Here is a 20,941-nt window from a genome sequence, read left to right as displayed (position 1 = left end):
ATCTCAAGAGCCGTCTGGGTGGGGGCAGGTTTCTTCAACATGTCCCACAGAATCATAAAACCCCCAGCTACGCCAGGGGTTTGTCAGCAGTCTGAGGGCGGCTCAAGGCCGCCCTTTGCGTTTGTCAGGCAGCGAGCGAGGCGATGTCGATGACGAAGCGATAGCGAACATCGCTCTTCAGAACGCGTTCGTAGGCTTCGTTGACCTGCTGGATGTTGATCTTCTCGATCTCGGAGACGATGTTGTGCTCGCCGCAGAAGTCCAGCATTTCCTGGGTTTCCTTGATCGAGCCGATCATCGAGCCGGAAATGCTCTTGCGACCGGGGATCAGCGAGAAGGCAGCGACCGGGATCGGGTTTTCCGGCGCGCCGACCACGACGAAGGCGCCATCGACCTTGATCAGGCCGAGATAGGCATTCCAGTCGATTTCGGCGCTAACAGTGCAGATCACAAGATCGAAGGCGCCGGCAAGTTTTTCGAAGGTCGCCGGGTCGTTGGTGGCGTAATATTCCTTGGCGCCGAGCTTCAGGCCGTCTTCCTTCTTGGAAAGGCTCTGGGAGAGGACGGTGATATCCGCGCCCATGGCGGCGCCGAGCTTGACGCCCATGTGGCCAAGGCCGCCCATGCCGACGATCGCGACCTTCTTGCCGGGGCCAGCATTCCAGTGGCGAAGTGGCGAATAGAGCGTGATGCCGGCGCAAAGCAGCGGGGCGGAAGCGTCAAGCGGAAGGTTGTCCGGAATGGACATCACGTAGCCTTCCTTGACGACGATCGAGTCTGAATAGCCGCCCTGGGTAGGCGTCTTGCCGTCGGCCTCGACGCTGTTATAGGTGCCGACCAGGCCCGGCATATACTGCTCGCGGTCGACGTCGCGGGTTGCGCAGCCAACGCAGCTGTCGACGAAGCAGCCGACACCGACGCGGTCGCCGACCTTGAACTTGGTCACGGCAGAGCCGACAGCCGAGACGATACCAGCGATTTCGTGACCCGGGACGATCGGGTAGACCGCATTCTTCCACTCGTTGCGAACGGTGTGGATGTCCGAATGGCAGATGCCGGCGAACTTGATGTCGATCACGACATCGTCAGGATTGGGGTCGCGACGCTCGAAGGTGAAGGGTGTTAGCGGCTTCGACGCGTCGGTGGCAGCATAGCCTTTTGCAATAGGCATCCGGGACTTCCTTTGGTTGCTGGGCGGATGGCCGAAAATGCATCGGAACGTCTCAGGTGCGGTAGAGCGATCCTCCGAGCTTTTTGCACGATCCTGCAAAATTGAGGGGATGGGCTATTCTCGGGGGCTCGAACCTATCCTAGATAGTGCACATCCCGCCGGCGCTGCAGATAAGGGTTTCTTTCGCATGACCTTGCCGTTCAATCCCTATCAGGAGATCGCTTCGATTGCCGCTCGATATGCCGGCGACGAGGGCGAAGTCCGCACCGCCATCGAGAGCCTGGGGATCAGCCGCCGGCATTCGCCGAGCGCGCCGTGCCACGGCAGCTACCGGCCTTGTATTGCCTTGGTTATCCAGGGCTCCAAGAGCCTTCGTCTCGGAACCGACGTCATCAATTATGGCGCCGGCGATTACCTTCTGACCTCGCTCGATCTGCCTGTCATCTGGCGCGTGGTCGAGGCCAGCGTGGAGGTTCCGCACTTCTGTCTGACGCTCGCCATCAACAGCGAAAAGGTTCTTGAGTTGCTGAGTCGTGCCGATATGCCACGGCCGACCATGCCGGGACGGGGCCGCGGGATCGCAGTCAATGTCGCGACGCCGGAGCTTCTGGATGCAACGGTGCGGCTGCTGCGCTTGCTCGATAGTCCGAAGGATATCGCAGCGATGGCGCCGCTGATCGAACAGGAAATCCTCTATCGCGTGCTCACGGGCCCAGATGGCAGCCGGCTGATCAGCATCGCAGTCGCGGATAGTCACGGCAATCGTATCGCACGAGCCATTGCCTGGCTCCGCCAGAACTTCGCGCGCCCACTGCGCATCGAGGATCTCGCCGAGCAGGTCAATATGAGCGTGTCGTCCTTCCATCATCATTTCAAGTCGATCACGGCAATGACGCCGGTGCAGTACCAGAAGCAGCTGCGGCTACACGAGGCACGCCGTCTGATGCTGGTCGAGCGTCTTGATGCCGGCACCGCCGGGCATCGGGTCGGCTATCAAAGTCCGTCGCAGTTCAGCCGCGAATACAGCCGAGTTTACGGTCTGTCTCCCGTACGAGACGTCGAGGCAGCGCGTGAACCGGTTGATGGTGCTTGAGTTTGTGTGAGCGAGTTGCCTGAGCTTGGCGCAGGCATAGATTCGGCAGTGCGCTGCAGCATGAATTTTTCCCTTGATGCCGCTTGACGCGCATCGAGCTTTGCAGCATAAAGCCTGCGAACCGTACCGTACGGTACTTGTCGGGAGTGAGGCCGTGTCCGTCGATAATTTGGAGCCCAGCGAGTTTTCGCCACGCCAAAACGCCGTTCTAGAGCAGGCGTTGCGGCTGCTCGTCGATGGCGGCGAGAAGGCGCTGACGACATCGGGCGTTGCCCGCGCCGCGAATTGCTCCAAGGAAAGCCTCTACAAGTGGTTCGGCGACCGCGACGGACTGCTGTCTGCCATGATCGCCTACCAGGCCAGCAAGGTGCGCACGTTCGAGCGTAACGGCGAGCGACTGACGTCGGCCAGCCTGCACGACCACCTTGTCATCTTCTCGAAGGATCTGCTTGAGGTTCTCGCCGGCGACGTCTCTCTGGCGCTCAACCGTCTTGCGATCGGCCAGTCGCATCGCGACGGCTCCAAGCTCGGCAAGCTGCTTCTGGAGCGTGGTCGCCGCCAGATCGATCGCCGCGCGATGGGGCTGATCGATTCCGGCAAGCGCGCCGGTCTGCTGCGCTTCCATGATGCCGACGAGGCATATCACACGCTTTATGGCCTGATTGTTTCCGACCTGCATGTTCGCATGCTGCTCGGCGAGCCGGGTCTCAAGGATACTGCGCGTCAGGCGGAGAGGGCGGTTTCCGCCTTCCTGCGCCTCTACGGCACGGAAAAGGTTTTGGCGGAGATGCCGCTCGTCGGCTGACACCACTCTTACAACAGTCACAGGACAAGCAAAGGGAAGGAAAGAACAATGCGCGTCTATTACGATCGTGATGCAGATCTCAACCTCATCAAGTCGAAGAACGTCGTCATCGTCGGCTACGGTTCCCAGGGTCGCGCACACGCCCTGAACCTCAAGGACAGCGGCCATGCCAACGTTGCGATCGCTCTCAAGGCCGGTTCGGCAACCATCAAGAAGGCAGAGGCTGACGGCTTCAAGGTTATGACCGTTGCCGACGCTGCCAAGTGGGGCGACCTGATCATGATGGCGACCCCGGACGAGCTGCAGGCCGATATCTACAAGAGCGAAATTGCAGGCAACATCCGTGATGGCGTTGCGATCGCTTTTGCGCACGGCCTCAACGTTCACTTCGGCCTGATCGAGCCGAAGGCTTCGCTCGACGTCGTCATGATCGCGCCGAAGGGCCCCGGCCACACGGTTCGCGGCGAATATCAGAAGGGCGGCGGTGTTCCCTGCCTCGTTGCCGTTCACCAGAACGCTTCCGGCAATGCGCTTGAACTGGCTCTCTCCTACGCCTGCGGCGTCGGCGGTGGTCGTTCGGGCATCATCGAAACCAACTTCCGCGAAGAGTGCGAAACCGACCTCTTCGGCGAACAGGTCGTTCTCTGCGGCGGTCTCGTCGAGCTCATCCGCGCTGGTTTCGAAACCCTGGTCGAAGCCGGTTATGCGCCGGAAATGGCCTACTTCGAGTGCCTGCACGAAGTGAAGCTGATCGTCGACCTGATCTATGAAGGCGGCATCGCCAACATGAACTACTCGATCTCCAACACGGCCGAGTGGGGCGAATACGTCACTGGCCCGCGCATCATCACGGCTGAAACCAAGGCTGAAATGAAGCGCGTCCTGCACGACATCCAGACGGGCAAATTCACGTCCGACTGGATGCAGGAGTACAAGGCAGGCGGTTCGCGCTTCAAGGGCATCCGCCGCATGAACGACAGCCACCAGATCGAAGAAGTCGGCGCCAAGCTTCGCGGCATGATGCCGTGGATCGGCAAGAACAAGCTGGTCGACAAGTCCGTCAACTAGGCGGCTTCAGACTGCTGTCTTAACAGGGCCGGGGCGAAAGCTCCGGCCTTTATTTTTGCGCCCGCACCGCAAGCCAGCGGGTCGGCTTTCCGTCGTAGCCGGTGCCGTCGCCTTCGCTGATGACAATGTTGTGCCAGCCGCCATTGCTCAGCATTTCCGACAGAAGCTCCGCCGATGGGTAATTATAGTATCGACCGAAGCCGTCGTGCCCCTCAGCCGCGCCTGCCTTGAAGGTGGCATGAAAGGTGCCGCCGGGCCGCAGCGCGGTGCGGATCCGTTCCAGCACCTCGGGAAGGGCGGCTCGCGGGACATGCAACAGGCTGGCCTCGGCCCAGACGCCGTCGAAGGCTTCCTCCTCGTCCAAATCCTCGAAGCGCAGGACCGCAACAGGATGTCCGAGAAGCGTCTCTGCCTGCTTTGCGACTGCCGCCGATCCGTCTGTCGGCGTCACGTCGAAGCCCTTCGACAGCATGTAGGCACTGTCCTGACCGCCACCGCACCCCAAATCCAGGACGGCTGCGCCCGGAGGCAACAGCGAGAGAAAGGCATCCAGCCGTCGAATCGGCAAAATGCGCTCGCGCGAGGCGTAGCTGGCCGCGTTGTCGTCGTAGAATGAAGATGTACTCTTGTCTGCCATGATCGTTCGCCCGATGAGTCAAGGCCGGAGTTACACGCACAATGCCGCCGCCTTTGAGGCGGCGGATATTTTCTCGATGAAGAAATAGCGAACTAGATGGAGCGGCGCCCGCTGACGGCGTGGTAGAGCCAGAGAACCACAACGGCACCGATGACGGCGACGACAAGGCTGTAGATATTGAAGCCCGTCACGCCCGACGCACCGAAGAAACTGAAGATGACGCCGCCGACGATTGCACCGACGACGCCAAGGACGATGTCCATCAGCATGCCCGCGCCTGACTTGTTAACGATCTTACTGCCGATGAATCCTGCGATCAGTCCAAGGATAATCCAACCGATTACTGACATCTGCCATTCCCCTCCTTGATTGGTTGAATATTCAGACCATCTTCCCGTTTAAGCTAAATAGCTCGTCGGGGAATTCAAGGTTCGCGAGAGCCTTATGCTTTCATTCTACAGTTGTTGTTCCGTGGAATGAAGAAACCAAAAAGGAGGATGGCATGGGTATCTTTGACGACGCCGTTCCAGGTGGAAATATATCAAAGCCGATCATGATTGCTCTTGGCGCGTTGTTAGTGGGAAAGCTTCTCGGTGGTGCGGGCAGCCAGACCGATCCAGCCGCCCAGCAGGCCAATCCGCAGGCTGGTCCACAGACCGGTAACGGCGGGCTTTTGGGTGGGCTCGGCGGTCTGGGTGGCCTTCTCGGCAAGCTGACCGAAGCCGGGCAGGGCGATACGGTGGATTCCTGGGTCCAGCCCGGGCAGAACAAGCCGATCGCGCCGGGCAGCCTCAATGAAGCGCTGGGCTCCAAGACGATTAGCGATCTCGCACGTCAGGCGGGAATCAGCGAGCAGGAGTTGCTGAACCAATTGTCGAGCGTCCTACCTGGGGTGGTCGACAAGCTCACGCCGCGAGGCCAGCTGCCGACACAAGAGCAGATCGCATCGCTTTTCCGCCAGTGACCCGATGCTTACGGGGAAGCCCCGCTCCCCTCGGGAGCGGGGCTTCCCCGGCGTTTTTTCCGGTCGCTGTCTCTGATTTTTTGGACTAAAAGGCGCCCAGACTTGTCACCGTGACAAACAAATAGGTCAGTAATGTTGACTTATCATTTGTTGCGTGGTTCTGTCGCCTAAAGACAAAAAATTACGAGGAAATGCCCATGTTGAATTGGGAAAGCATATTCGCGACGCGCTCTTCACGTATGCGCGCATCGGAGATTCGCGAGCTTCTTAAGCTTCTTGACCGCCCTGATATCATTTCCTTTGCTGGCGGCATCCCGGATCCGGCACTTTTCCCCGATCAGGAATTCAAGGCCGCTTACGCCGATATCTTCAACAGCTCCGCCGTAAACTCGGCGCTGCAGTATTCCGTCAGCGAAGGCTACAAGCCGCTTCGCGAATGGCTGATCAAGCAGATGGCCGCCATCGGCATCCCTTGCGACCTCGATAACGTCTTCATCGTTTCTGGTTCACAGCAGGGTCTGGATTATCTCGGCAAGCTTTTCCTCTCGCCTGATGACACGGCGCTCGTCACCTGGCCTACCTATCTCGGTGCGCTGCAGGCCTTCAACGCCTACGAGCCGACCTATGACCAGCTGACGCCGAACGGCAACCGGACGCCCGCATCGTACAAGGCGCAGGCGGCTGCTGCCGGCGGCAAGGTGAAGTTCGCCTATCTCTCGGCCGACTTTGCCAACCCAACGGGCGAAACTGTCGATCAGCCCGGACGAGAAAAGGTTCTCGCGTTGGCAGAGGAGCTCGATATCGCGGTCATCGAAGACGCAGCGTACCAGTCGCTGCGTTACGATGGGACGCCGATCGCACCGATCCTGGCGACGGAAATCGCGAAGAAGGGACACATCAACGACACGCGCACCATTTATTGCGGCAGCTTCTCGAAGACGCTGGCGCCGGGCCTTCGTGTCGGCTTCATCGTTGCCAATGCTCCTGTCATCCGCAAACTGGTGCTGATGAAGCAGGCGGCTGACCTGCATTCCTCGACGATCAATCAGATGGCGATCGCGCACGTCGCCGAGCGCGGTTTCGATGCTCAGGTCGCCAAGATCAAGTCGGTCTACAGTCATCGCCGGAATGTGATGCTGGCGGCACTTGAGAAGTACATGCCGGCCGGAACGAGCTGGACCAAGCCGGAAGGCGGCATGTTCATCTGGGTGACGCTGCCGAAGGGCATGGACGGCGCGAAGCTGCTCGCCAAGTCGCTGGAAACGGCCAAGGTCGCTTTCGTCCCGGGCAAGGCATTCTTCGCCGACGGTTCGGGTGAGAATACCTTCCGCGTCAGCTTCTCCTGCGCCAACGATCAGATGATCGAAGAGGGGATTGGCCGCCTCGGCGCGCTGATCGCTGGCGAAATCGACGGCTGAAAAAGCGGCCGACATTGTCGGACGGCGTTATCGATCAAGGTGTGGGCCGAACAATTCCAGATCGGCCTCACTCAGCCGGTCGCTTGCCGTGTTGAGCTGGTGCCAATACGGATAAAGCACCGGCGGCAGGCTGACCGCGTCGAGGCGCTTGCGCTCGTCCTCGGTCAGCGTCAGGTGGGCGGCGGCCAAGTTATCCTTGAATTGAGCTTCGGTGCGACCGCCAATGATCACTGAGGTGACGGCCTTGCGGCCGATCAGCCAGGCAAGCGCCACCTGTGCTGCCGAGACGCCACGCTCGTCGGCGATCGCCACCAATGTTTCCACGATATTCCACAGGCGGTCTTCGTCGCGGATCGGCGGCTCTGTCCACCCGGCAAATTGACGCGAACCTTCCGGTGCGGCCTGGTTGCGACGATGTTTGCCGGAAAGCAGGCCGGCAGCGAGCGGGCTCCAGACAAGCACGCCGAGTCCCTGGTCTATGCTGATCGGCAGCAGTTCGTATTCCGCATCACGCGCTTCGAGCGTGTAGTGGATCTGCTGGCTGACGAACCGTTCCCGCCTTTCCCTCTCGCTGACGCCGAGCGCCTTCATGATGTGCCAGCCTGAGAAATTCGAGCAACCGACATAGCGGACCTTGCCCTGGCGCACGAGCGTGTCGAGCGCCTCCATGGTTTCCTCGAGAGGCGTCTGTCCGTCCCATTCGTGAAGCTGGTAGAGATCGATGACGTCAGTCTTCAGACGTCGGAGGCTCGCTTCGCAGGCGCTGATGAGATGATAGCGCGAGGAGCCGGTGTCGTTTGCGCCGTCTCCCATGCGAAAGCGCGCCTTGGTCGCGATCAGTACGCCGTTCTTGCGTGGCCCGCCGATGATCTCGCCGAGAATTTCCTCGCAGACGCCCTGCGAGTAGACGTCAGCCGTATCGATCAGGTTGACGCCGGCGTCGAGGCACATGTCGACGAGCCTGCGCGCTTCGGCAACGCCGAGATCGCCGACCATCTTCGCCCAGCCTTGGCCGCCGAACGTCATCGTGCCCATCGTTACAGTCGAAATCTTGAGGCCGGAGCGGCCGAGAAGGCGGTATTCCATATGCGTCCTCCCAAAATGCTTGAGTCAAAACGTGCGGTAGAAGATAGGGGCGGGGTAAGCGGGTCAAGGGCGCGATGCGTGTCAGCGCCACGAAGACGACTGTCACAATCATGTTATCCGCGGTGGCTAAGGAACAACTCTCCCATCACCGAGGATGCATCATGAAGACGATCGTTTCCGCCGCCGCGCTGCTCGCTGCGAGCTTGCTTGCAATCCCGGCATCCGCCGCCAATCTCGTTCTCTACACGAGCCAGCCGAACGAAGATGCACAGGCGACCGTGGATGGCTTCATGGCTGCCAATCCTGACGTCAAGGTGGATTGGGTGCGCGATGGCACGCCGAAGATCATGGCCAGGTTGCAGGCGGAAATCGAGGCGGGCAATCCCGTTGCCGACCTTCTGCTGATTGCCGACACGGTGACGCTCGAGCGCCTGAAGGAAGCCGGTAAGCTGCTCGCCTACAAGTCGCCGGAAGCCGCAAGCTATGACGCCGCGCTCTACGACGCCGACGGCTACTATTATTCGACGAAGCTGATCACCACCGGTATCGTCTGCAATACCTCCGCGGCGTTCAAACCGACGAGCTGGAAGGATTTGACCAAGGCTGAAGCGAAGGGTCTCGTGACCATGCCGAGCCCGCTGACATCTGGCGCAGCCCTCATTCACGCGCAGACGCTGGCCGCAGTCGATGGTCTTGGTTGGGACTTCTACAAGGATCTCGCCGCCAATGGCGCGACGGCTGCCGGCGGCAACGGTGCGGTCCTCAAGTCGGTCGCCTCTGGCGAAAAGGCTTTCGGCATGGTCGTCGACTACATGCCGATCCGCGAGAAGGCCAAGGGTGCGCCGGTCGAGTTTGTCTTCCCGACCGAAGGCGTTTCCGCGGTAACGGAGCCAGTCGGTATTCTCGCCAGCTCGAAGAACGCCGATGCCGCGAAGAAATTCGTCGACTACGTACTCTCTGAAAAGGGGCAGGAAGGCTTCCTCAAGCTCGGCTACATCCCAGCTCGCAACGGCATGAAGCTGCCGGAAGGTTTTCCTGCTCGCGACAGCATCAAGGTGCTGCCGATCAATGCCCCCGAGGCGCTGAAGAACACCGATCAGGACCTCAAGACCTTCTCCGGCATCTACGGCTCGAACTGATCGTCGCTGGAAAGCCGATGTACGGATATGTCCGTCCCGGAAACAGCCAGCCTGCCTGGCTGTTTCCTTTTGTCGTTATCATCGTCCTGATCCTGAGCGTGCTGCCGTTGGCGCGGCTCGCGATTGCAGGCATTGCCGCGCTCTCAAATGGCGGCCTTGGCGCGGTACTTCGCGATCCCGCGCTCTGGTCGGCGACCTACTACACGCTCGTCACAGCCATTCTTGGGACGCTGATCTCGCTCGCCATCGGCTGCACTTTCGCATTCCTGCTGACCCTGACGGATATTCGCGGTAAAGGCCTGCTGAGCTTTCTGTTCGTCCTGCCGATGATGATCCCGCCGCAGGTGACGGCGCTTGCCTGGGTGCAGATGTCCGGGCCGTCAAGCCCGCTGCTGAAGGCGCTGCACATTGCACCTCCGCTCGGATCGTCGCAGCCGCTTTATTCGGTTGGCGGCATATCGCTGCTCTACGGCGTGCAGCATGCGCCGCTCGTTTATCTTGCTCTCCGGGCCGGCCTGATGGCACTGCCCCGCGATGGCGTCGAGGCTGCGCGTCTCGCCGGAGCCGGTAGTCTTCGGGTTTTCCGCGACATCATCCTGCCGCTTTCGCTGCCCGGCATCATTGCCGGAGCTGCAATTTCTTTCGTCTCCTGCACCGGCAATTTCGGCATTCCGGTAATCCTCGGCATACCCGCCTTAATCTACACGCTCCCGACGCTGATCTTTACCAAATTCTCGGCCTTCACCAGCCGGACTTTCGGTGACGTGGTGTTGCTTTCGGCGATCATCGCGATCATTTCCGTTGCCGGACTTGCCATTCAGGACCGCGCCTTGCGTGGACGCGATTACCGCGTGCTTGGGCTCTCGGGTGCAAGCGCGGCCTTCGAATTGGGAGGCTGGAAGTTTCTCGTGCAGCCTCTGCTCTGGCTCTGCCTTTTCTTCATTCTGGCAGCACCATTCTTCGCTCTCTTGGCCGGTGCGCTCGTGCCGGCCTATGGCGTGCCGCTCACCATCAAGACGATGTCGGCAAGCGCGTTCTACGAAATCCTCTTCCGGCAAGCGGTCACGCGGACAGCGTTCGTCAACTCGCTGTCTCTCGCTGCGGGGACGGCATTGTGTCTCCTGGTGGTGACCGTGCTTGCAGCTTACGCCTTGACGCGACGCAAAGACCTTTTGAGCCGGATTGTTTCCAGCCTGATCGAGATTCCCTATTCGCTGCCCGGTATCGTCATCGCCGTGTCCTTCATTCTCGTATTTGCCGCACCGATTCCCATCCTGCACGTGACACTTTACGGCACGATCTGGATTATCTTGATCGCCTATCTCTCGAGCTTCTTTGCTGTCGGCCTAAAGCCCGTCGTCAGTGCGTTTCATCAACTCGATCCGGCGCTAGAGGAGGCGGCACGGCTCGCGGAAGCGGGCTTCTTCCGGCGGCTTGTCGATATCATCGTGCCATTGATCGCCCCTGCCGCGGGAGCATCGGTCATTCTGGTCTTCCTGATCGCGTGCAATGAGCTCACCATCTCCGCACTCCTGTGGTCTGCCGGGACGCAGACGCTTGGCGTGGCAATCTACAATCTCGACGATAGCGGCAGCTCCGATCTGGCATCGGCGCTCTCGGTGCTCGTCGTCCTCATGGTCGTTGTCATGATGCTGCTTCTGGAACTGATGGCAAAACGTTTGCCACGAGGAGTCGTGCCGTGGCGGAACTGATCCTCAATCGTCTGGCCAAGGATTTCGGCACCGGGCGCGCTGCCGTTACAGATTTTTCCCTGAAGGTGCGGCACGGCGGCTTTCTGGCGCTGCTTGGACCGTCGGGTTGCGGCAAGACGACGGTGCTGCGGATGATCGCGGGTTTCGAGACCCCGACGGATGGCTCTATCCATCTTGGCGAGCGGCTGCTTGCAGACGCCTCCCGGTCGCTGCCGCCGGAACGGCGCAATATGGCGATGGTGTTTCAATCCTATGCACTTTGGCCGCATATGAGTGTCGCGGACAATGTCGGCTATCCCTTGAAGGTGCGCGGTATTTCCGGCGAGGCTTACAAGCACAATGTCCGCGAGGCGCTGGCGACGGTCAGGCTCGCCGATCACGCTGAGCGCCGTCCCGCCGATCTGTCCGGTGGCCAGCGACAGCGGGTGGCACTGGCGCGCTGCCTCGTGTCGTCACCTGACGTCGTGCTGCTCGACGAGCCGCTTGCCAATCTCGACCGGCACTTGAAACAGGAGATGGAGGAAACATTTCGCGAGTTCCACCAGCGCTCGGGCGCGACGATGATCTATATCACGCACGATCAGAGCGAGGCGATGGCACTCGCAACAGACGTGGCCGTTATGTCCGAAGGACGCCTCCTGCAGGCTGCACCGCCGGCGGAGATTTATGCCCGGCCGGAGGGCCGGCTGGTTGGAGGGTTGATCGGTCGCGGCGCAATTCTTTCGCTTCCGTCTCCAGCTGGCGACATCAGACGGCTCGACTGGTGCGCCCTCGAACCGCTGTTCTCCGACAAGGCCGATGATCGGCCAAAGGCGGATGTGTTGGTACGGCAGGAGGATGTCTTTATCGCGGGTGAGGGAATCCCGGCACGCGTCGAATCCATTCTCTACGAAGGCGAGCGCTATGCCGTGAAGCTGCGGCTTGGGGACGGGCAGGTGCTTCGGGCCTTCAGCCGGGAGCGGCTGCAGGTTGGCGAAAGCGTGCGGGCGGTGGCGCGGGCCGCCTGGCGCCTCTGATTTCAAAACGTCTTTCCGAAGCAGGCGCTAGCCACTACTAATGGTGCAACGTCAACTGGAAATACTCGATGTCGCTTCGCCTCGCCACTTTCAACGTCGAAAATCTCATGACGCGTTTCGACTTCACCGGCTTCCGCAACCAGCTGCGCCAGGATCGAGTGATCAAGCTTTTCGATGTGCGTAGTGAAGGCGTGTACCAGCAGCTCGAGCAGGCACGGGTGATTTCCTCGACCGATGATACCCGGCAGATGACGGCGCTGGCGATCGCGGATGCCGACGCCGACATTCTGTGCCTGCAGGAGGTCGACAATATGGAGGCGCTGCAGGCCTTCGAATACGGCTATCTGTTCCGGATGGTCGGCAACGGCTATCGGCAAAAATATCTGGTCGAGGGCAATGACAGCCGCGGGATCGACGTTGCGGTCCTGATGCGGGAAGAGACGCGCGACGGGCAGAAGATCGAGCTCAGGCAGATCAAGAGCCATGCGATGCTCACCTATCGCGATCTCGGGCTTTTCAACGACCAGCTGGCGCTGACCAACCGCATCGACGACAAGATCTTCAAGCGCGACTGCCTGGAACTGGACCTCGAGATTGGTGGCGTGCCATTGTCGCTCTATGTGGTCCACTTCAAATCGATGGACGGACCGCGCACGGAAGGCGTCGACAGCAGGCTCGGCACGATGCCCGTGCGGCGGGCCGAGGCGCTGGCGGTGCGCCGTATTATCGAGGACCGCTTCGGCGGTCACATCGATGACAAGCGGTTCGTCATCTGCGGCGACATGAACGACTATCAGGAGCGCGTCGACGTCATAGGACGGCGCCGCACAGGGTACCGTTTCGAGCATCGAGACGAGAGCGTCAGCGCACTCGATGTCTTCAGTCATGACGGATTTGCCGAGAACGTCGTCCGCCGCCGTGATCCGCTCGATCGCTGGACGCTCTACCATGCTCGCGGGCCCGAGGAGCAATGGCTGTGTCAGCTCGACTACATCTGGTTGTCGGATGCACTCGCCAGATCCAATTCTGGCCGCCTGCCGGAGATTATCCGATATGGTCAGCCTTATCGCACCGTCTTTCCGCCCGGCCAGGAGGTCGAGCGTTATCCCCGCACGGGCTGGGATCGACCGAAAGCCTCCGACCATTGCCCCGTTGTCATGACCTTGGATTTGATATGAGCATTCATTTTTCAGAGGATTTCGCCGGCTGGCCGCCGGAGCAGACCGTATTTCCGATTGCCGGTCTGGATCTCCGCGTGCTGTCGGGAGACCATCCCTTCTCTCTCGCGCAACGTGAGGCGATTCGGGAAAACTGGGAAAAGGAAACTGCTGCGAACCCGGCGCTGTTTGATGGCCGAATGGTCTTTCAGACGCGGCTGGCGCTGACCGATAGCGGTAGTATAGCGGCCGAAGGCCACGTCATACCGTTTTCGACATTTATGTGGTGGCGCCGTCAGGCGAGCCGGCAGGGTGGCATCCACCTGTTTGCCTATCCTGTTTTGGAGACATCCGATGGCGCGCTGGTAGCGATCCGCATGGGTTGCCACACAGCCAATCCCGGCCAGGTGTATTTCGCCGCCGGCTCTCTGGAGCCCGAGGACATTTCCGGAGACCGCTGCGACGTCGAGGGCAACATGCGCCGCGAGGTGCTCGAGGAGACGGGGCTTGACCTCAATGATGCCCAGGCGGGCGATCGGTACTATGCAAGCCATGTCAGGCGCACCGTAACGGTGCTGCGTCTCTTTCGCTTCGATCTGACCGCGAATGAGGTGATTGAGAAGATCCACGCACACATGCTGGTAGCCGATGACAAGGAGATTGCCGGCGCGGTTGCGATACGTTCGGCCGATCCCAAGGCGCACCCCTACAACATTGCGATGCTCCCGGTCATCGACTGGTACTTTGGAGAAAGGCGAGGCGCTTAACGCCTTGCGCTCGGTCTTCTGGTCGGGCAGGTTGGCGAAACGAGGACCGAGACAAGGAGGCCGATGTGGCGCGCAGCTACAGCGTCTACGACGTGTTCACCGACCGCAGACTCGCCGGTAACCCGCTCGCCGTCATCTTCGATGGTGACGAGCTCAGCGATGACGCCATGCAGGCGATCGCCAAGGAAACGAATCTTTCGGAAACGGTCTTCGTTCAGCCCGCAGACAATCCAGCCTATACGGCGCGGATTCGTATCTTCACGCCCGGTCGCGAATTGCCCTTTGCGGGACACCCGACGGTCGGCACAGCGATCGCTCTTGCCGAGCATGCACACGGTAAGTCGACCATCGATCTCGTTTCGGTACTGGAGGAGAATGTCGGGCCGGTGCGTTGTGCGGTTCGGCTGCGAGAGGGCGAGGCGAGCTTTGCCGAGTTCGACCTACCGCGGAAGTCGCAGCAAATCACCATGCCGCTCGACAAGCTTGGAATTGCCAATGCGCTGTCGCTGAGGACGACGGAAATCGGCTTTGAGAACCACGTGCCATCGCTCTGGAGTGCGGGAGTGCCATTCCTCATGGTTCCCATCCACGACGTCGGCGCGGCGCAGCGAATGGATTTCGACCCGCAACTTTGGGAAGCGACCGTTCCCTTTGTCGATGGCGCGCTTGCCTCTGCCTATATCTACTGTCGGGGCGGTGTAAACCATGCCGCGAAGTTCCATGCGCGGATGTTTGCGAGCGGCATGGGGATCGTGGAGGACCCGGCCACGGGGGCGGCAGTGGCCGCGCTATCCGGCACCATTCACCATTTCGATCGCCTGACGGACGGACACCATGGGGTGATGGTCGAGCAAGGTGTGGAAATGGGCCGACCATCGTTGATCCATCTGCATGTGGATATCGAAGGCGGAGCGATCTCGAATGCCCGGATTGGCGGGCAGGCGGTGCGTATCGCAAGCGGAACGCTGGACCTTTGATTTCATTGCATTTCAGCCATGCGCAAAAATCTTCGCGTTTAACCAAAGAATTTTCGAGCAGGCGCTAGACAAGCCGAACGATCCTGTTTATACGCCCCCTCACACCGCGCAACACGGCGGTTACGGGTGATTAGCTCAGTTGGTAGAGCAGCTGACTCTTAATCAGCGGGTCGTAGGTTCGAGCCCTACATCACCCACCAAAACATCTTGGAATCATTACTTAATTGGGAATGCGGCGGAAGTTTTCGGCTGCCCAGTTTTTCAGTAAATCGGTTGCCAAATTCGCGTTACGTTCCTGTTCCGGAATGCGGCGGGCTCAATCTCGTTCCAGCGGCTCTCCAGGGCTTCATCGCTTCGCACGTCAAGCTGCGCAGCGCGCGCTTTGCTCTGAAACTCCCGCTCCAATGGTTCTGGCAGCGCGATGGAAGGCCAGGTGGCCGTCGTGTTTCTGAAGCGGGTGTAGAGGGTGTAAACAGTCTCGGTGCTATTTATGCATGATCACGACAGCTTCACGAGGGCTTAGGCTCCCTCTCATTGACTTAGCGCAACTGGAAATGACAGAGACGACCAGCAGAACCGTCATCAAATGCATCATCTTTCCTACGAGCATCCACGTTGCGTATTATATCACTTTCTAGCATTCCATCACGTTTCGATAAACTCGCTCCGACCCTCAACAGCCTAGTAAAGCAGAACGGCCCGATAGACGAAATCCGACTTTACATTCCGAAACGGTATCGCCGGTTCCCGGAGTATGACGGTTCGCTCCCGCTGGTGCCGGAGGGCATTACAATAGTGCGGCCCGACGAGGATATGGGGCCAGCCTCCAAGGTGCTTTTTGCGGCGCGCGACCTCCGAGGTAAAAGCGTGCAAATTCTGTTCTGTGACGACGACAAGGTATTTCCGCCCAATTGGGCGTCTCAGTTGTTTGCGGCGCAGGAAGAGCGGCCAAAAGAGTGTATCGCCCTGATAGGCAAGGATGTGCCAACGGATTTTGCGAAGTCTTCGGCGTTTTTTCCGAGAGCGGTGCGCAGGCGCAAAACGAATATGGCACTCCGCGCCCGCCGACTTCGCTACAAATTAGCGACCAAGTTCCTTCGCATGGAGCTGCCGAGACCAATGCCGAGCTTGGTTGAGCGAGGCGGCTACGTTGACGTGCTTCAAGGGCTCGGCGGCGTCGTGGTGCGACCTGAGTTTTTCGATGACATCGCCTATGAAATTCCTCATGTCCTTTGGGCCGTTGATGATTATTGGTTGTCCGGCATGCTTGCCCTCAAGGGCGTTCCGATTTGGCTACCCTCAGGGCTTGAAGAGCCGAACCCCACCGAAGCACACGATGTCGATTCCCTATTCCTCGCCACCATTGAAGGTGTTGACCGAAACGAGGCTAATCGGCGGTGCATCGAGTATATGCAGACCCACTTCAATATCTGGCGTTGACTGGAGTATCGTGCCTGGATGCACGATGGCGGACATTTCAACCTGGCCGCCACACGGTGGCGGACCTTGCGGCAAGCCCGGTTTCCGAGAACGTGCCGTCGGATGCCGCCGAAGCATCGTCCCACAATGAGCACCAGCAATGATGCGCGTCACCGTACCGGTCCTGCGATCCTGCCCGTGATACCTACCGCTCCTACAGCGGCCAATCCGGACCTGTCTGTCTCCATTTGCAGGCCTGTCCATGGTGCTTACGGGCTCAGTGAGCGTGAGTTCTAGCCACGTCGCGCGGTCCACGGCGCGCTATGCATCCTATGGGTAGAGAAGCCGATACCTACCAGCCGTATGGCGGCCCGAGGCGCGAATCTGTCTCGCCATTCACCGGGAGGTCGAGCGCCGAGACTGCCAGCCGGTGAGGCCCTTTCCCGGAACTAAGCCACATTGCGTGAAGACCATGCAAGGCAATGGGAACCAACAGTCTAGCGTCGCGTTCTACGTAGAGTTCCAAGGCGATTCGCACACTGCGCCTTGGCCTTTCCAAATGTCCCTGTCGTTTGCCCCGCTTCCTGCGGGGCTCCTTTCTGCCTCTGGAGGAGGGAGGCACCACCGTGTCCCGGTTGAGTCCGAACGGATCGCCTCAATAATCATCGAGTTTTATCGCCAAGGAGTCCGAGACGAGAAGCAGTTGCGCGCCTTCATCGACGTGGCGCGCGGGTTCACAGATCGATCTCTAGACAATACGAACAACGGTCGGGAACAGAAACGAACCAGCGGCGTTTTTTTCAGGTCGTGTCGCCTTAGGCACGTTGTTTTGAGATGTCCCGATACTAAAGAGCCCCGCCAACACCGCGGGGCTTTTCTTCTGCTGTTTTTCCATCAAGAGGCAGGTCCCTCGTAGGACTTAGGTCCTATCAGACCTCAAACGCGTGAACCATGCACGGGTCTGGTGCGTTAAATCTCCAGAGAAAGGAGACTGACCATGAAACGGTTGATTATCGCAGTGGCCGGCCTCGCAGCACTACTGGCGAGCGCTCCTGCCGAAGCGCAAGGTATCTATTTCGAGTTCGGTTCCGGCGACTCGAGGTATTATGACGATCCGCCACCGCCTCGTTACTACCGATACGGCCCAAGGTACCGTGACTATGACCGGCCGCGCTACGCTTACCGCGACGTATGCTGGAGGGTGCCTTACCAGCACCGAAGCCACAACCACTACATCACCAGGTACAGAACGGTTTGCCGATAGAGAAGCAGCCTCGCGTTAAGCGGGGCGTTTCTCGTTCCTAAATGACTTCCCCGTCCGGAGCGTCGCCTGCGAGCCGATTTTCGTCAGGTTTTTCCGTTACCGATAAAGAGACGGCCTTTCGGGAATCTCGACTGCCGCGCGGGTTCCCGTTTTCCAGGCCTGCAGGCAGGCCTTTGTCACCAGCATCGCCATGTAGCCGTCCCATGCACGTGAGCCCAAGGGCGTCTGCGTGAGGATGCCCGCCGTCCAGGCCTCCAACTGCGCACGATAGGCCTGCCGGAATCGTGGCCGCCAATCGGCAGGCGTTCGAAATCCGTCGTGGCCTTGGAGCGGAGCGTGGTTGCCGGGCTCGGGTCGAGAGCGACCGTTCCATCCTCGCAGACAAGTTCAGCTCGCACGTCGTAGCCATACTGCGCGTCCGTGAAGACTTCGATGTCGATCACGACGCCGGATTCGGTCTGTAGCAAAATGAACTGCGGCTGCCTGTTCGGGGCGTTGCGGGTGGCCGGAGGGCTTGCGACAATCGCCGAGGTGATGTCTTCGCCGAGAAGATACCGCACGATGTCGAACTCGTGGCCGGCGGAATTGGCGATCACCAGTTCGGATGTAAGATAGTCGGGGCCGACGGCGTTTCGGTGAACGCAATGCAGGAAAAGCGGTCGCCCAAGTTCACCGGAGGCGAGCGCCTGTTTCATCTCGATGTAACCGGCATCGAAGCGTCGCATGAAGCCGACCTGCACGAGACGCTTGGCGGCCGCGACTTCCGCTCGAATGATTGCCTCCGCAGCTTCCAGGCTTGCTGCGAGCGGTTTTTCGACGAGGACAGGCTTTCCTGCGGCAATCGCCTTTAGCGCCAGCGCCGCATGTGTCCCGTCCGGAGAGCAGACCATCACGGCATCGATGTCAGGATCGCTGATCAAAGTATCCGCATCTGCGATGACGCGCACGCCAAGGGACGCTGCTATCGTTTTGGCGCGACCGCGATCGAAATCCTGCACGGCGACCAGCCTGGCATTCGCGACGCCCTCGGCCAGAATGGCCGCGTGATCGGCACCCATGACGCCGGTTCCGATGATACCGATCCTGATCTCTTTCATTGACCCTCCCATTCGAAAATCGCCGCCCTGTCAACTGGCAAGTCTATGACCGCGACAGGAGAGATTTCAAGCTCACTGCGGGCGTCGATAGCGCGTCTGGCGCAGGTTTGGCACCCTGTGCGATCAACATCTCGGCCACTTTGATGTCCCGCGCAATCCGATTGCCGCGTCCCCAGCCGCTTGCGGCTAGAATCCGATGATCGTCGGCGAGATGAAATAGCACCACCGTCTCCTCGTCGATCTGCCGAGTGATCGTGCTCGTCGTTTCATTGGCCAGGCCGGCGATCTGCAGCGAGAAATCGTATTGGTCCGACCAGAACCAAGGAACGATCTCGTAAGGCTTTTCCGCGCCGAGCATGTTAGCGGATGCATGCGCCCCCTGATCCTGTGCGTTGCGCCATGCTTCCAGACGGATCCTCTTGCCTCCATAGGGGAAGGAGCAGCAGTCCCCGGCGGCATAGATTGCGGGATCGCTCGTCTGTAGCGCTGCGTTGACGGCAATACCATTCTCGAACGAGAGACCCGCCTGCTGCGCGAGTTCGCAGCGGGGTTCGGCGCCGATGCCGACGACGAGGGTCGTCGTCTCGAGGATTTCGCCGTTGTTCAGGAAGAGGGTGATGCCAGCAGCACGCGCCGCGATTTGCCCGGTGCTTGTACCGCAAAGGACGCGGACGCCATGGGCCTCGTGGAGCGCGTGAACGCGCGCTGCGATTGCTTCCGGTACCGCTCGCATCAGGATACGCGGCAGAGCTTCGATGACCGTGACCTCGAGGCCTCTTTGCCTTGCCGCCGCAGCGAGCTCCAAACCAATGAAGCCTGCGCCGATGATCGCCAGATGCCCGCCGGGGACAAGACGCTGCGACAGCCGCTGTGCATCGTCGTGCGTGCGCAAATAGAAAACATGATCCATGCCTTCCACGGATGGGAGCCGTCGTGGTGATGAACCCGTCGCGAGTAACAGCTTGTCATAGGAAATGCGGCGTCCGCTCGCCAGTCGAATGGACCGGTTTTCTCGGTCCAATCCGACAGCCGCATCGCCCGTCATCATCTCTATCGACTGCTCTGCGAGCACGGCACTGCTGACGATAAAAGGCGGCTCGATGCCCTCCGCAGACATCAGGTGCTCTTTCGACAAGGGCGGACGTTCGTAGGGAAGGTGCCGTTCCTCTCCGATCAACGTGATGCGACCATCAAATCCCTGATCACGCAGTGCGAGCGCTGCTCTGGCGCCGCACTGGCCGCCTCCGACGATGACAAACTCTGCCATAGCGCGTCACTCCAGACCGAGGTAGACGCTGCCGCCTTCCACCTTTGTCCGGTATGTCCTGAGATTGACGCAGACAGGGGCCCCACGTGCCTCGCCGGAACGGTAGTCAAACCTGCCATTGTGTTTTGGACACTCGATGATGTGGTCCATCACCAATCCGTCGGCGAGGTGCACCTTTTCGTGGGAGCACATTCCATCGGTTGCGTAGAAGTTGTCATCAGGGCTGCGGTATATGGCGAAGGTCTTGCCTTCGTGATCAAAACGGATCACGTCCTCATTGTCGATGTCATCGATCCCACAGGCTTTAATCCACGCGCTCATCCAATCCTCCCAAGCTTGTATTGCTTGATTGAGGCTAGGCCAAAACGCGGCTTTGTGCGGCAGAAAAAATGATCAAAAAACCTCAGGTGTAGGCGCGCACCTCAGTCATGTCTTGACGACAATCTACTATCGGTGGCGAGCATCAAAACGAGTTTGACAGAAAGATCCGAGAGATCGGTCGGCCGCTGGTCAGCTTCAGGACGAGCGCAGAAAGAGAGCTGCTCTTGATGAGAACGCTTCATCCGTCATGGCGTAGCCTGCAGGTCCGGCAATCCTAGGCAGCGCGCGGCCGTTGCAGGGGCGATAGCGGGCGGATCCTGTCTCTGGGCAAACGGTACGTCCCACGAATGTGGACCGTACCTGTTATCGCCGACCGCGCCCTTGCGGCAGGCGCGCTCCTGGCGCAAGCACAGGTCTTCTTGGGTGAGGCTCAGTCTTGCACGAACGATGCCGAACCCACACCGCCCATCAATACAGTACCACGCTTCGGATGCTTGTCCCCGAATGCATGAGCTCGAAGCCCTTGTTGATGTCTTCGAGGGCCAAGGTGTGGGTGATCATCG

At 59.8% G+C, this 20,941-nt stretch carries 20 protein-coding genes and 1 tRNA gene; 14 read left to right on the top strand and 7 right to left on the bottom strand.

Translation table 11 applies throughout. The features are described from left to right. Positions 1-124: 124 nt before the first annotated feature. Positions 125-1,171, bottom strand: a complete 1,047-nt coding sequence (locus FHX09_RS28565; protein WP_007802131.1) for an NAD(P)-dependent alcohol dehydrogenase — start codon at positions 1,169-1,171, stop codon at positions 125-127. Between the two features lie 187 nt (positions 1,172-1,358). On the opposite strand from FHX09_RS28565, the gene FHX09_RS28560 reads away from it, so the two are divergent. The 3 genes from FHX09_RS28560 (at position 1,359) to ilvC (ending at position 4,137) form a co-directional block, all read left to right on the top strand. Continuing rightward, on the top strand, positions 1,359-2,264 hold the full coding sequence (locus FHX09_RS28560; RefSeq protein WP_132595092.1) for an AraC family transcriptional regulator: 906 nt from the start codon (positions 1,359-1,361) through the stop codon (positions 2,262-2,264). A 154-nt stretch (positions 2,265-2,418) separates the two neighbouring features. After that, a complete protein-coding gene (locus FHX09_RS28555; RefSeq protein WP_007802125.1) occupies positions 2,419-3,069 on the top strand; it encodes a TetR/AcrR family transcriptional regulator in 651 nt (216 codons plus the stop codon). 48 nt (positions 3,070-3,117) lie between these two features. Beyond that, complete coding sequence (ilvC, locus tag FHX09_RS28550) at positions 3,118-4,137, top strand: ketol-acid reductoisomerase (protein ID WP_037128972.1); 1,020 nt, start codon at positions 3,118-3,120, stop codon at positions 4,135-4,137. A gap of 49 nt (positions 4,138-4,186) precedes the next feature. Here the strand turns inward: ilvC and FHX09_RS28545 are convergent, their stop codons facing one another. After that, positions 4,187-4,774, bottom strand: coding sequence for a class I SAM-dependent methyltransferase (locus FHX09_RS28545; protein WP_132595094.1), 588 nt, complete (start codon positions 4,772-4,774; stop codon positions 4,187-4,189). Between the two features lie 92 nt (positions 4,775-4,866). After that, positions 4,867-5,124 (bottom strand): GlsB/YeaQ/YmgE family stress response membrane protein, encoded by a 258-nt coding sequence (locus FHX09_RS28540; RefSeq protein WP_007802119.1) that lies wholly within the window; start codon positions 5,122-5,124, stop codon positions 4,867-4,869. A 152-nt stretch (positions 5,125-5,276) separates the two neighbouring features. On the opposite strand from FHX09_RS28540, the gene FHX09_RS28535 reads away from it, so the two are divergent. Both FHX09_RS28535 and FHX09_RS28530 read left to right on the top strand, forming a co-directional pair. Then, positions 5,277-5,738 carry a YidB family protein gene (locus FHX09_RS28535; protein ID WP_007802116.1) on the top strand — a complete coding sequence of 154 codons (462 nt, stop codon included), beginning with the start codon at positions 5,277-5,279 and terminating at the stop codon, positions 5,736-5,738. Between the two features lie 197 nt (positions 5,739-5,935). Then, positions 5,936-7,156 (top strand): PLP-dependent aminotransferase family protein, encoded by a 1,221-nt coding sequence (locus FHX09_RS28530; RefSeq protein WP_007802114.1) that lies wholly within the window; start codon positions 5,936-5,938, stop codon positions 7,154-7,156. Between the two features lie 27 nt (positions 7,157-7,183). Here FHX09_RS28530 and FHX09_RS28525 read toward each other — a convergent pair whose 3' ends face one another. After that, positions 7,184-8,242, bottom strand: coding sequence for an aldo/keto reductase (locus FHX09_RS28525; protein WP_007802112.1), 1,059 nt, complete (start codon positions 8,240-8,242; stop codon positions 7,184-7,186). A gap of 161 nt (positions 8,243-8,403) precedes the next feature. Here FHX09_RS28525 and FHX09_RS28520 point away from each other — a divergent pair, with 161 nt between their 5' ends. The 9 genes from FHX09_RS28520 to FHX09_RS28480 all read left to right on the top strand — a co-directional run bounded on the left by FHX09_RS28520 (position 8,404) and on the right by FHX09_RS28480 (position 17,693). Further along, positions 8,404-9,381, top strand: a complete 978-nt coding sequence (locus tag FHX09_RS28520) for an ABC transporter substrate-binding protein (RefSeq protein ID WP_183720395.1) — start codon at positions 8,404-8,406, stop codon at positions 9,379-9,381. A 17-nt stretch (positions 9,382-9,398) separates the two neighbouring features. After that, positions 9,399-11,093: an iron ABC transporter permease gene (locus tag FHX09_RS28515; RefSeq protein ID WP_183720391.1), complete on the top strand. Its 1,695-nt coding sequence runs from the start codon at positions 9,399-9,401 to the stop codon at positions 11,091-11,093. Next, positions 11,081-12,109: an ABC transporter ATP-binding protein gene (locus tag FHX09_RS28510; protein ID WP_132595098.1), complete on the top strand. Its 1,029-nt coding sequence runs from the start codon at positions 11,081-11,083 to the stop codon at positions 12,107-12,109. The genes FHX09_RS28515 and FHX09_RS28510 overlap by 13 nt, the downstream gene beginning before the upstream one ends. Before the next feature lie 68 nt (positions 12,110-12,177). After that, on the top strand, positions 12,178-13,287 hold the full coding sequence (locus FHX09_RS28505; RefSeq protein WP_132595100.1) for an endonuclease/exonuclease/phosphatase family protein: 1,110 nt from the start codon (positions 12,178-12,180) through the stop codon (positions 13,285-13,287). Continuing rightward, positions 13,284-14,033 carry an NUDIX hydrolase gene (locus FHX09_RS28500; protein WP_132595102.1) on the top strand — a complete coding sequence of 250 codons (750 nt, stop codon included), beginning with the start codon at positions 13,284-13,286 and terminating at the stop codon, positions 14,031-14,033. Before FHX09_RS28505 ends, FHX09_RS28500 begins: the two co-directional genes overlap by 4 nt. Before the next feature lie 65 nt (positions 14,034-14,098). Then, entirely contained in the window at positions 14,099-15,010 is a 912-nt protein-coding gene (locus FHX09_RS28495) for a PhzF family phenazine biosynthesis protein (protein WP_132595104.1), read from the top strand. 124 nt (positions 15,011-15,134) lie between these two features. Continuing rightward, positions 15,135-15,210: transfer RNA gene (locus FHX09_RS28490), tRNA-Lys, on the top strand. Positions 15,211-15,625: 415 nt separating this feature from the next. Then, the gene (locus tag FHX09_RS28485) at positions 15,626-16,450 is read left to right on the top strand and encodes a glycosyltransferase family A protein (RefSeq protein ID WP_132595106.1); all 825 of its coding nucleotides are present in this window, start codon (positions 15,626-15,628) and stop codon (positions 16,448-16,450) included. A 976-nt stretch (positions 16,451-17,426) separates the two neighbouring features. Continuing rightward, on the top strand, positions 17,427-17,693 hold the full coding sequence (locus tag FHX09_RS28480) for a hypothetical protein (protein WP_007802092.1): 267 nt from the start codon (positions 17,427-17,429) through the stop codon (positions 17,691-17,693). A 176-nt stretch (positions 17,694-17,869) separates the two neighbouring features. Here FHX09_RS28480 and FHX09_RS28475 read toward each other — a convergent pair whose 3' ends face one another. The 3 genes from FHX09_RS28475 to FHX09_RS28465 are packed head-to-tail and all read right to left on the bottom strand — an operon-like array spanning position 17,870 to position 20,378. After that, positions 17,870-18,790, bottom strand: a complete 921-nt coding sequence (locus FHX09_RS28475) for a Gfo/Idh/MocA family oxidoreductase (protein ID WP_183720385.1) — start codon at positions 18,788-18,790, stop codon at positions 17,870-17,872. A gap of 43 nt (positions 18,791-18,833) precedes the next feature. Continuing rightward, positions 18,834-20,057, bottom strand: coding sequence for an FAD-dependent oxidoreductase (locus FHX09_RS28470; RefSeq protein ID WP_184451011.1), 1,224 nt, complete (start codon positions 20,055-20,057; stop codon positions 18,834-18,836). Between the two features lie 6 nt (positions 20,058-20,063). After that, on the bottom strand, positions 20,064-20,378 hold the full coding sequence (locus FHX09_RS28465; protein ID WP_007802086.1) for a MocE family 2Fe-2S type ferredoxin: 315 nt from the start codon (positions 20,376-20,378) through the stop codon (positions 20,064-20,066). Positions 20,379-20,941: the final 563 nt, after the last annotated feature.

The sequence above is a fragment of the Rhizobium sp. BK538 genome (assembly GCF_014197575.1).
Lineage (GTDB): Bacteria > Pseudomonadota > Alphaproteobacteria > Rhizobiales > Rhizobiaceae > Rhizobium.
The sequence above is the reverse complement of the archived record's forward strand: the minus strand, read 5'-3'. Positions and strand labels throughout refer to the sequence as shown.